Genomic DNA, 11,863 nt, shown 5'->3' on the forward strand with positions numbered 1-11,863 from the left:
CACACTTGGAACATGTAAAAGGAGTGACAGTCTGTGGACAGCCATACTTCTGATTTATGGCAGCAAATTTTATCAATCATACAAAACAAGCTCAGCAAACCCAGCTTCGATACCTGGTTCAAAGCAACCAAAGCAACGAAGCTGAATGACAGTTCAATTGTCATTTCCGCGCCGACTACGTTTGCCGTCGAATGGCTGGAGAGCCGTTACACCAAATTGGTAGGCTCGACAGTATATGAACTGCTAGGCAAGCAAGTCGATGTGAAATTTGTCATCGAAGAGAACAAGCCTGCTGAACCGGATCCGCAGCTGCCGGCGCCAACGCCTACGGTAGTTCAGGAAGAAACGGTTCTCAGCATGCTGAATCCCAAATATACATTCGATACATTTGTCATTGGACCAGGCAACCGTTTTGCCCATGCCGCATCGCTGGCGGTCGCTGAAGCGCCCGCCAAAGCATACAATCCTTTGTTTTTATACGGGGGAGTTGGACTCGGCAAAACCCACTTGATGCATGCCATTGGCCATTACGTTTTGGAGCATGATCCGGGGAGCAAGGTTGTTTATTTGTCATCTGAGAAATTCACGAACGAATTCATTAACTCCATCCGTGACAACCGCGGGGAGAGCTTCCGTAACAAGTACCGGAATGTCGATATTCTGCTTATAGATGATATTCAGTTTTTGGCGGGAAAAGAATCAACACAAGAGGAATTTTTCCATACGTTTAATGCGCTGCATGAGGAACGGAAACAGATCATTATCTCCAGCGACAGACCACCGAAGGAAATTCCGACTTTGGAAGAGCGGCTTCGTTCCCGCTTTGAATGGGGACTCATTACGGATATCCAGCCTCCGGATCTCGAGACACGGATCGCCATTTTGCGGAAAAAGGCGCGTGCGGAAAACCTCGATATTCCTAACGAAGCAATGATGTACATCGCCAACCAGATCGATACCAATATTCGTGAACTGGAAGGCGCACTAATTCGGGTGGTTGCCTACTCTTCACTGACGAATCAAGACGTTACGACTCATCTGGCTGCAGAAGCATTGAAGGATATCATTCCTTCCAGCCGTCCTAAAATGATCACTATTCAAGACATCCAACAAAAGGTCGGCGAGTATTACAGCCTTAAGCTTGAAGATTTCAAAGCACGGAAGCGGACCAAAGCCGTTGCTTTCCCTAGACAGATTGCCATGTATCTATCGCGTGAACTAACCGATTTCTCCCTGCCCAAAATTGGGGAAGCCTTCGGAGGACGAGATCATACAACTGTGATTCATGCGCACGAAAAAATCTCCCAATCGATCAAATCCGATCAGGAGCTCTACAAAGTTATCAACAACTTAACCGAAAAAATTAAGAATCCAACCTGAACAAGTCCCAAGCCTATGCACAACGTGTACACATGTGGATAGGCTTAATTTTATGGGTTTGTACCCACTTATCCACATATTCAGTGCCCCTATTACTATTATTACTAAAAAGATCTAAAAGATATCATCTCCAAATACGCCGTTTAAAGCTCGGCCTTCGGCCTTTTGTTTAACACCTTTCAATACCCAAACAGCCAAAAAATCCGCTAGGAGTGAAACCATGAAAATCAGCATAATGAAAAGCTACCTGAACGAATCCATCCAGCATGTATCCAAAGCTATCTCCAGCCGTACGACAATCCCCATCTTGAGCGGGATCAAATTCGACGTTAATCATCAAGGTGTGACGTTGACAGCAAGTGACACGGATATATCGATTCAATCCTTTATCCCGCTTGAAGAGGGAGATAAAAGCGTAGTTCAGGTTGAACAACCAGGTAGTGTTGTACTGCCAGCCAAGTTTTTTGTCGAGATCATCAAGAAACTGCCATCCCAGGAAATCCACATGGAGGTCAAAGAAAATTTCAACACCTTCATCTCGGCAGGTGCTACCGAAATTCAGCTCGTAGGTTTGGATCCGGAGGAATTCCCGGTATTGCCAAGCATTGAAGAGAACCAAACGGTATCCATTCCAGGTGATCTGCTTAAAAACATGGTGAAGCAAACGGTATTCTCCATTTCCACCCATGAGACAACTCCAATCCTGACAGGTGTACTCTGGAGCCTAGCCGACAATGAGTTGAAATTTGTGGCAACAGACCGCCACCGTCTTGCTACTCGTTCAGCAATGCTGGATAATGCAGAGGGAGTGCGTTTCAACAATGTCGTCATTTCGGGTAAAACGCTGAACGAACTCAGCAAAATCGTGCCTGATCAAAATACGCTTGTGGATATCGTAGTCGCTGACAACCAGGTCCTGTTCAAAATTGACCGTGTCCTGTTCTATTCACGCATTTTGGACGGAACATATCCGGATACTTCTAGAATTATTCCGACTTCGTACAAAACAGAACTTGTTTTGGATACAAAAAAATTAAGTGAGTCGATTGATCGGGCTTATTTGCTGTCGCGTGAAGAGAAAACCAACATTGTGCGCATGCAGACAATGGAATCCGGAACGATCGAAATTTCATCAAGCTCTTCTGAGCTGGGAAAAGTAAGAGAAGAAATTGAACCGGCCGAGTTCACCGGTGATCCGCTGAAAATCTCGTTCAACTCCAAATATATGCTGGATGTGCTGAAAGTGGTGGAGAGTGAGCAGCTGATGATCGCTTTTACCGGCGTCATGAGCCCGATCATTTTGAAACCGCTGGATGACAGTCACAGCCTTTACGTCATCTTGCCTTACCGGACGACCAACTAACGAAAGGAAGATTCCAGTGAACCGAGTAACGATTCGTACGGAATATATTAAGCTTGACCAATTTTTGAAACTGGCAGATTGCATCCCGACTGGAGGCATGGCCAAAGCCCTGCTTCAGGAAGGACTTGTACGTGTGAATAAAGAGCCCGAGGAACGCCGGGGACGCAAGTTATACCCTGGGGATATCGTTGAGGTGGACGGAGAAGGCGCGTTCGAAGTTGCCGCAGAATAAACAGTTTGATCCCTGCTGCCTCCTGACGGACGGGATAAAAGGGAGGTTAACCGCTTGTTTGTCAACAGCATTGATCTGCAGCAGTTCCGCAATTATGAACATCTGAAACTGGAATCTTTCGGTCCAGTGAACCTGTTAATCGGGCAAAATGCCCAAGGGAAGACCAATCTTGCAGAGGCCATCTTTGTGCTTGCGCTCACCAAGAGTCACCGTACATCCCGCGACAAGGAGCTGATTCGTTTCGGTGAGGAACGTGCCAGACTTGCAGCAGAAGTCGACAAAAAGTATGGAACCGTCAATTTGGAGCTGTCTTTGTCGCAACAAGGGAAGAAGGCCAAAATCAATGGGCTTGAGCAGCGAAAGTTAAGCGATTTTGTCGGTGCACTCAATGTGGTCATGTTTGCACCGGAAGATCTGGAGATTGTCAAAGGCACACCGGGGGTACGCCGCCGGTTTCTTGACATGGAGATCGGTCAGGTGGCACCAGGCTACCTGTATCATCTTCAGCAGTATCAGAAAGTGCTTGTCCAGCGAAACAATCTGCTGAAGCAGTTATGGGGCAAGGATGCATCTGCCCAGACGATGCTTGAGATCTGGAATGAACAGCTGGCTGAACACGGTGTTAAAATCGTCAAAAAAAGGAAACAATTCATAAAGAAACTGCAAAAGTGGGCTGAAACGATTCATCAGGGGATCACCGGAGGCGGAGAAGTGCTGCGTCTGGCCTATCTTCCATCCTTCAGCGAAGCCGCTGAGGAAGATGAAGCTGTTTTAATGGACCAATTTATGATAAAATTATCACAAATGAAAGAGCAGGAGATTCGCCGGGGCACAACCCTTAGTGGGCCGCACCGGGATGACCTGTCCTTTTTCATTAACGACCGGGAAGTACAAACGTATGGTTCGCAGGGGCAGCAGCGCACAACGGCGTTGTCCCTTAAACTTGCGGAGATTGAACTGATCCACGAAGAAATCGGAGAATATCCGGTCCTGCTGCTTGACGATGTGTTGTCCGAGCTGGATCCTTTTCGTCAGACGCAGCTGATCGAAACGTTCCAGAGCAAGGTGCAAACCTTTATTACAGCTACGGGAATCGAGAGCCTGAACGTTGACAAGCTCAAAGATGCCAGTATTTATCATGTTCATGCCGGACAGGTTGAACGCTAAGGAGTGAGGGGACATGTACATTCATCTGGGCGGCGAGAAAATTATCCGTTCTTCCGAATTGGTCGCTATTTTTGATATATCGATTGAAAAATCCTCTAAAATCTCCAAGCAGTATGTCACGCATGCCGAGCAGGAAAAAACAGTGGAACGCATCGGTGAAGAGGAAGCCAAGTCTATTGTCGTGACCAAGAATATCGTGTACTATTCACCAATTTCCTCAGCCACGCTTAAGAAGCGGGCTCACATTTTTCCTGATCTTTAGAGCTCTACAGTTAGGGTATAGTATGCCTTCTGCTGCTTGTCTTTAGTTTGGACTACTTGCTGAAACGAAGCAAAGATGATCATTCAGCATGCATTCTTAGTTAACGCATATTTACGATATTGAATCTATAGAAGTAGGTGAAAGGCATGTCTATGAATCAACCGTCATATGATGCGAATGAAATTCAAGTCCTTGAAGGACTGGAAGCCGTACGGAAGCGTCCGGGGATGTACATCGGTTCCACCAGTGCCAAAGGTCTGCATCATCTGGTCTGGGAAGTAGTGGACAACAGTATCGATGAGGCGCTTGCGGGTTACTGTGACCATATTGAGATCAGTATTCACGAAGATAACAGCGTCACTGTCGTCGATAACGGACGGGGTATCCCTGTCGGCGAGCATGCCAAAATGAAACGTCCTGCACTTGAGGTTGTTATGACCGTGCTCCATGCAGGCGGTAAATTTGGCGGCGGCGGATACAAGGTATCCGGTGGTTTGCACGGGGTCGGTGTCTCTGTTGTGAATGCCCTCTCCGAAAAAGTGGTCGTTACCGTTAAACGTGACGGACATGTGTATCAACAGGAATACCGCCGTGGTGCGCCGCAGTATGACCTGAAAACACTCGGAACAACGGATGAAACGGGAACAACGGTTACGTTCCACCCGGACCCGGAAATTTTCACGGAGACCACGGTATATGATTACGAAACGTTGCTTACTCGTGTGCGTGAGCTCGCATTCCTCAACAAGGGTATTGGTCTTACGCTGACAGATGAGCGCACAGGTGCAACGAACTCGTTTATGTACGAAGGGGGTATCATCGAATACGTCTCCTTCCTGAACCAAAAGCGTGAAGTATTGCATGAAACTCCGATCTACGTTGAAGGATCCAGAGATAATATCCAGGTGGAAGTTGCCCTGCAATACAATGACAACTACACCGAGAATATTTATTCATTTGCCAACAACATCAATACGCATGAGGGCGGAACGCATGAATCGGGCTTCAAGAGTGCATTGACCCGGATCATTAATGACTATGCCCGCAAAGCGGGTGTAATCAAGGACAGCACAGGTAACTTGTCCGGGGATGACGTACGTGAAGGTCTTACAGCTATTATCTCCGTCAAGATTCCTGAGCCGCAGTTTGAAGGACAGACCAAGACGAAGCTGGGTAACAGCGAAGTACGCGGAATTGTCGAGTCACTGTTTGCCGAGAAGCTTCAGGAGTTCCTGGAAGAGAATCCTTCGGTATCCCGCCGCATTTTGGAAAAGGGATTGCAAGCGGCTCGTGCACGTGAAGCAGCACGTAAGGCCCGGGAATTGACAAGACGTAAGGGGGCGCTTGAAGTGAGCTCCCTGCCAGGTAAACTGGCTGACTGCTCCTCCAAGGACGCTTCGATCAGTGAACTGTACATCGTCGAAGGTGACTCTGCAGGAGGTTCTGCGAAGCAGGGTCGTGACCGTCATTTCCAGGCGATTTTGCCGCTGCGCGGTAAAATTCTGAACGTGGAAAAAGCCCGTCTTGACCGTATCCTTGGGAATGCGGAGATCAGGGCAATCATCACTGCAATGGGGACGGGAATTGGTGACGACTTCGACATTTCGAAAGCCCGTTATCACAAAATCATTTTGATGACTGATGCCGATGTCGATGGAGCCCATATCCGGACCCTGCTGCTGACATTCCTGTATCGTTACATGCGCAAAATTATTGAGGCAGGCTATGTGTACATTGCACAACCGCCATTGTTCAAAATTGAGCGCAACAAAGTGATTCGTTATGCCGGTTCCGAGAAGGAACGTGATGAAATTATTGCGAGTCTCGGTGAAAATGCGAAGTTCAATGTCCAACGTTACAAAGGTCTCGGCGAGATGAATGCCGGACAACTGTGGGAAACCACGATGGACCCTGAAAGCCGGACGATGCTGCAGGTTTCGATCAGTGATGCAATGCTTGCGGACGCGATGTTTGACACCCTGATGGGAGATAATGTTGAACCACGTCGTGACTTTATTCAGGAAAATGCGAAATATGTAAAAAATCTCGATATCTGATGATACGGGAAGAGGCGCCTGCTGGGCGCCTTTTTCACTTTAGTGGGCTGTTGAAAACAGGAAATCCAAAGGCTAACGTGCCCGACTTTTTTTCACTTTAGAAGAGGATGCTTGTGGTTTGGCAGCATTACGTGATGTTTTCTTTTTGTTGGAGGGCAACCTGCCGTAGGCAATTGCATATCGTTTAATCCTGCGATAGGCCTCTTTGTCAGGCAGTAAGCCAAAGGCATAGATACCAGGTAGTGTGTTGACCTCCAGGATCCAGGGGCGGCCTGTTTCATCGAGGGCAATATCAATACCGATCTCTTTGAGTCTTGGAAACGACTTTTGCAACTGAACAGCAGTATGAACACCAAGTCGGTAAAGCTCGCTGCGCAGCTTCTGTAATCCGGTTGCATGGAGATGGGGGAGAACCAGTTCTTCGAATGTGGCCAGCCGCCCGCCACCATGAATATTGGTTATGATTTTTCCCGGTGCAGCAATTCTGCCGAGAATGCCCGTCGTCTCCCAGTTGTTCTTCAGATTCTTTTGCGTGAGCACGCGTAAGTCAAATGGCAGATCTTCGTATTTGAGGAGAGGGATGCCCTGCTGAATAAGGTAAAGGTGTCCCTGAATTCGCTCTTCCAGAGCTTGATGGAGCCCCTCAAGAGTCGAATAAGACTCCTGTTTCGTGCCATATTGGAGCTGATAGGATGTAACCCGGAGTGAGGAAGTCTCCAGATCCTGTGAGTTGGATTTGGCAAGAGAGGATTCGTCAGTAATGTCCTCCTCTGCATTGGAGTGATCAGAGGTTGGAGGTTCACTGAAGGAGTGGACTGTTTTTACTCGCATTACCCCATTACCGTAGGTCCCATGGTCAGGCTTAATATAATTGAGCTCAAACAGTTCGGTCATCCGTTCAAGAGTTTGGCGATCGTATTTCCTTGTGACAGGGATATATTCATTCACAGTACGGCTGCGCTGCAACACAACTGTTTTGGTCCATTTGCTGGAGACACGCTGGATACTCAAGAAGCCACCAGTCCTTTCTTGTTTTTATCAAAGTTTCCTAAGAGCAGCAGTACGGAGAAATCAAAGGACAAGAGATGATATCAGTGGTATAATAGAGAAATATGACGTTTTGTGCGTTTGGCTGCACAATTGCTAGTTTGGACGTAGAACGGGAACGGCACCAGCCTTAATACACGCAGTACATATGCCGCTTTTCTAGCATTGTATGTGTAAACGGAGAGGAAGGCAGGGCTAATCCCCAGACTGCTTAAAGTTCCCGGAAGAAAGGCTATTACCCAGCGGACGTTTAATTGTGTAACTTTTGTGAAAGTAATATAATAAAGAGTAGCGTTCTTGCGCGGTTTTAGCCTTGTTAGGCTTTTCACATATACTATTTTAATGACTGAATGGAACGTTTGTTGAAGGACAAGAAGGAGGTCCAGCATGGCGGAAGAAATGAACTCGCAGATTAAAGATCGGGATATTGGCGTCGAGATGCGTGAATCGTTTATGGATTATGCGATGAGCATCATTGTTAGCCGTGCCCTGCCTGACGTACGTGACGGATTGAAGCCGGTTCACCGGCGTATTTTGTACGCAATGTCAGAGCTAGGCATGACACCCGATAAACCACATAAAAAATCAGCCAGAATCGTCGGCGAAGTTATCGGTAAGTATCACCCGCACGGTGACTCTGCCGTATACGAAACGATGGTACGGATGGCACAGGATTTCTCCCTGCGTTACATGCATGTTGATGGACATGGTAACTTTGGATCCGTCGATGGCGACATGGCGGCAGCCATGCGTTATACGGAGGCACGTTTGTCCAAGATTGCTATGGAGATGCTTAGAGACATCAACAAGGATACGATCGATTTCCAACCGAACTATGACGGTGAAGAGAGCGAACCTGTTGTTTTACCTGCTCGTTTTCCTAACTTGCTTGTCAATGGCGTCGGCGGGATTGCGGTAGGTATGGCAACGAACATCCCTCCTCATAACCTGGGAGAGGTGATTGACGGCGTTCAGGCTATGATTAAAAATCCGGATATTACGTCCATGGAATTGATGGATTACATTCATGGTCCAGACTTTCCAACGGCCGGTTATATTCTGGGACGCTCTGGAATTCGTCAGGCTTACCAGACAGGCCGCGGCTCTGTTACAATGCGGGCCAAAACGAACATCGAGGAAAATAACAACAAGGCACGTATCGTTGTTACCGAGATTCCTTACCAGGTCAATAAGGCAAGACTGGTGGAGAAAATTGCTGAGTTGGTTCGCGACAAGAAAATTGATGGTATTACGGATCTTCGGGATGAATCCGACCGTACCGGCATGCGCATTGTCATTGAGCTTCGCAGAGATGTGAACCCGGGTGTTGTACTGAACAATCTGTACAAGCACACGGCAATGCAGTCGACTTTCGGTATCAATATGCTTGCAATTGTGAATAAGGAGCCCAAAATCCTGAACCTGCGTGAAGTGTTGTATCACTACCTGCAGCATCAGATTGAGGTTATTCGCAGACGTACACAATTCGAGTTGAGAAAAGCGGAAGCCCGTGCACATATTCTGGAAGGTTTGCGCATTGCACTGGATCATATCGATGAGATTATTGCGTTGATTCGTTCCTCCAGCAATACAGACGCAGCCAGAGAAGGGTTAATTGAGCGGTTCTCGCTTAGTCATGACCAGGCTCAAGCGATTCTGGATATGCGTTTGCAGCGCCTTACAGGTCTGGAACGGGAACGCATTGAAAATGAATATAACGAGCTTATGGTCAAAATTGCGGAGTATCGCGAGATTTTGGCCAATGAGCATCTGGTACTTGAAATTATCAGTGAAGAGCTGCAAGAAATTCGTGAGCGCTTCGGTGATGATCGTCGTACAGAAATCACCATTGGGGAAGAAAGTATCCTCGATGAGGATCTGATTCCGCGTGAAGAGGTTATTATCACCATTACACACACGGGCTATGTGAAGCGTCTGCCGGTATCGACATACCGCAGTCAGAAGCGTGGCGGACGTGGAGTCGTGGGCATGGATACCAAGGATACCGACTTTGTCGAGCATCTATTTGTAACCAACTCTCACAACTACCTCATGTTCTTTACGGACAAGGGTAAGGTATACCGTCTAAAAGCTTATGAGATCCCAGAGCTTGGACGTACAGCTCGTGGAACACCGATTATCAACCTGATTCAGATTGAACAGGGAGAGTCGGTTAACGCCGTGATTCCGGTGCAGGAATTCGAGAGCGACAAGTATCTGTTCTTCGCTACCCGTCAGGGTGTAGTGAAGAAGACACCGCTTGAGGATTATACCAATATCCGCAAAGGTGGTCTGATCGGGATCTCCTTGCGTGATGATGATGCTCTCATAGAGGTTAAACTCACAGATGGACAGCAAGAGATCATCATGGGTACTTCACACGGAATGTCTATTCGTTTCTCGGAAGGTAATGTTCGTTCCATGGGACGGAGTGCAACCGGGGTAAAAGGGATCACGCTGGATGAGGGCGATGTTGTCATTGGTATGGATGTTGTCGATCAGGAGCTTGATGTTCTGATTGTTACAGCCAAAGGTTACGGTAAACGTACCCCTGTCAGCGATTATCGTATGCAGACTCGTGGCGGTAAAGGGATTAAAACCATTAACGTTACAGAGAAGAATGGTGCGGTAGTCAGTCTCAAAATGGTTAAAACGGAAGAGGATCTGATGATTATCACGTCGAGTGGTACATTGATCCGCATGAGTATGGAGGGCATTTCCACGATGGGTCGTTATACGCAAGGTGTGAAGCTGATCCATATTCGTGATGAAGATGCCGTAGCCACAGTCAGCCGGATTGACAAAAATGAAGAAGAACCCGATGAAGAGCTACTGGAAGGACTGGAAGCAGGAAATGCAGAAGGTACGGCAGTCAGCCCAAGTGAAGACGCAGGTATAGAGGCGGAAGCTGAAGGCGACGATTCTGATTCTGAGGTTTAAAATACCTTTACAGCATGACCCAGTCATGAAGTAGTGCAAGTTAGATATGAAGAAAAGAGGGGTTCCCATTCGGGAGCTCCTTTTTTATAGTCTCTCCTTGATATAAAAATATAGGAATATAGGATGTACAGCCTGATTTATGAGTAATATAATGGGAAATATCGTGAAAACCGGGACTATGGTCTTGTTTACCATTGAGAAGAACGAAGAGTGAGGAGAATTAACATGGGATTAATAACCCTGTCTGAAGTCAAACCTGGCCTTAAACTGGGGAATGACGTACATACGGTGCGCGGTAACGTTCTATTTCAGAAAGGCAAGGTTATTTTGCCTAAGGATGTAGAAGTTCTAAGAGCCTTTATGATTCACCAAGTTGATATCGAACAAGAAAGAGTCGGAACGAATGGTACAGGTACTAAGGCGGCCACTTCAAATAGTGGCGAGAAAAATGGGGATCAGATTGGTAAAGGTAGTATTGCCGTATCAGCCCCTGCAGTATCCTCCCTACACGAAGAGTATGAGAAGATGGTGGGATTAACCAGAAACGCCTTTCAATCCTCCCTGGCAGCTGAATTACCTATTTATGAGCTGCGCACTCAGCTCGAAGCCTTGTTTGTACATCTCAAACAATATAATGTACTGACTTTTAGCCCAAGAGTGATGCAGGAGCATGATTACGTTTATCATCATGCTGTACTGAGTGCAATGACCTCGTATCAGTTGGCTCAGTGGATAGAATTACCCTCCAAGGACTGGATGCAGGTTGCCTTTGCAGGATTGTTCCATGATATCGGTAACAGTAAAGTAGATCCACAGATTCTTCATAAACCTACTGCACTAACCGCTTCTGAGCAGGAAGAGATCCGACAACATACGAAGTATGGCTATCAGGTTCTGAAACAAGCCAAGGCCATTAATGAAGGAGCAAGGCTGGCAGCTCTGCAGCATCATGAGAAAGTGGATGGTTCAGGTTACCCATTACAGCTGAGCGGCACGCAGATCCATATCTATGCCAAAATCGTTGCCATCGCTGATATTTTCCACGCCATGACACTAGAGAAGATTTATCGTAAAGCACAGTCTCCATATCTCGTTTTGGAACAAATCAAAAGCGAGGCATTTGGCAAATTGGATCCTGCCATCGTCAATGTCTTTATTCAGCGTTCCACACAAATTCATAATGGTATTCGGGTTAAACTTAGCAATAATCAAATTGGCGAGATCATTTTCTCCGATCGGGATCATCCAACTCGTCCAATGGTCTCCGTGGAGGGAACTATCATTAACCTTATGCAACAGCGGCAGCTATACATCCAAGAAGTTATAGGATAAGTCTTATTCTTTATATAGGAGAGCCATTCGATTAGGAGTGGTTCTTTTCTTTATAACTTTTTTTAAAAAAAGTACTTGCATAA

At 46.9% G+C, this 11,863-nt stretch carries 9 protein-coding genes; 8 read left to right on the forward strand and 1 reads right to left on the reverse strand.

Annotated elements, in window-relative coordinates:
• The first annotated feature begins 33 nt into the window (after nt 1-33).
• The 6 genes from dnaA to gyrB all read left to right on the forward strand — a co-directional run bounded on the left by dnaA (nt 34) and on the right by gyrB (nt 6,461).
• Nucleotides 34-1,380: a chromosomal replication initiator protein DnaA gene (dnaA, locus tag CHI14_RS29345; RefSeq protein ID WP_095293517.1), complete on the forward strand. Its 1,347-nt coding sequence runs from the start codon at nt 34-36 to the stop codon at nt 1,378-1,380.
• Nucleotides 1,381-1,600: 220 nt separating this feature from the next.
• On the forward strand, nt 1,601-2,743 hold the full coding sequence (dnaN, locus tag CHI14_RS29350; protein ID WP_095293518.1) for a DNA polymerase III subunit beta: 1,143 nt from the start codon (nt 1,601-1,603) through the stop codon (nt 2,741-2,743).
• Nucleotides 2,744-2,759: 16 nt separating this feature from the next.
• Nucleotides 2,760-2,975, forward strand: a complete 216-nt coding sequence (gene yaaA / locus CHI14_RS29355) for a S4 domain-containing protein YaaA (protein ID WP_056697580.1) — start codon at nt 2,760-2,762, stop codon at nt 2,973-2,975.
• A gap of 54 nt (nt 2,976-3,029) precedes the next feature.
• Nucleotides 3,030-4,142 carry a DNA replication/repair protein RecF gene (recF, locus tag CHI14_RS29360; RefSeq protein WP_095293519.1) on the forward strand — a complete coding sequence of 371 codons (1,113 nt, stop codon included), beginning with the start codon at nt 3,030-3,032 and terminating at the stop codon, nt 4,140-4,142.
• A 13-nt stretch (nt 4,143-4,155) separates the two neighbouring features.
• Nucleotides 4,156-4,404, forward strand: a complete 249-nt coding sequence (gene remB, locus CHI14_RS29365; RefSeq protein ID WP_095293520.1) for an extracellular matrix regulator RemB — start codon at nt 4,156-4,158, stop codon at nt 4,402-4,404.
• Nucleotides 4,405-4,550: 146 nt separating this feature from the next.
• Nucleotides 4,551-6,461 (forward strand): DNA topoisomerase (ATP-hydrolyzing) subunit B, encoded by a 1,911-nt coding sequence (gyrB, locus tag CHI14_RS29370; protein WP_095293521.1) that lies wholly within the window; start codon nt 4,551-4,553, stop codon nt 6,459-6,461.
• A gap of 72 nt (nt 6,462-6,533) precedes the next feature.
• Here the strand turns inward: gyrB and CHI14_RS29375 are convergent, their stop codons facing one another.
• Complete coding sequence (locus tag CHI14_RS29375) at nt 6,534-7,472, reverse strand: YheC/YheD family protein (protein ID WP_095293522.1); 939 nt, start codon at nt 7,470-7,472, stop codon at nt 6,534-6,536.
• 423 nt (nt 7,473-7,895) lie between these two features.
• Between CHI14_RS29375 and gyrA the strand changes: the two genes are divergently transcribed.
• Nucleotides 7,896-10,448: a DNA gyrase subunit A gene (gene gyrA, locus CHI14_RS29380; RefSeq protein WP_095293523.1), complete on the forward strand. Its 2,553-nt coding sequence runs from the start codon at nt 7,896-7,898 to the stop codon at nt 10,446-10,448.
• Nucleotides 10,449-10,673: 225 nt separating this feature from the next.
• A complete protein-coding gene (locus tag CHI14_RS29385) occupies nt 10,674-11,780 on the forward strand; it encodes an HD-GYP domain-containing protein (RefSeq protein ID WP_095293524.1) in 1,107 nt (368 codons plus the stop codon).
• The last annotated feature ends 83 nt before the right edge of the window (nt 11,781-11,863 follow it).

The sequence above is a fragment of the Paenibacillus sp. 7516 genome (genome assembly GCF_002272715.1).
Lineage (GTDB): Bacteria > Bacillota > Bacilli > Paenibacillales > Paenibacillaceae > Paenibacillus > Paenibacillus illinoisensis_A.

What these genes read in the sequence shown, in the direction of transcription:
- dnaN (WP_095293518.1), top strand. Translation starts at nt 1,601, where the DNA reads ATGAAAATCAGCATAATGAAAAGCTACCTGAACGAATCCATCCAGCAT.
- remB (WP_095293520.1), top strand. Translation starts at nt 4,156, where the DNA reads ATGTACATTCATCTGGGCGGCGAGAAAATTATCCGTTCTTCCGAATTG.
- gyrB (WP_095293521.1), top strand. Translation starts at nt 4,551, where the DNA reads ATGTCTATGAATCAACCGTCATATGATGCGAATGAAATTCAAGTCCTT.
- gyrA (WP_095293523.1), top strand. Translation starts at nt 7,896, where the DNA reads ATGGCGGAAGAAATGAACTCGCAGATTAAAGATCGGGATATTGGCGTC.
- CHI14_RS29385 (WP_095293524.1), top strand. Translation starts at nt 10,674, where the DNA reads ATGGGATTAATAACCCTGTCTGAAGTCAAACCTGGCCTTAAACTGGGG.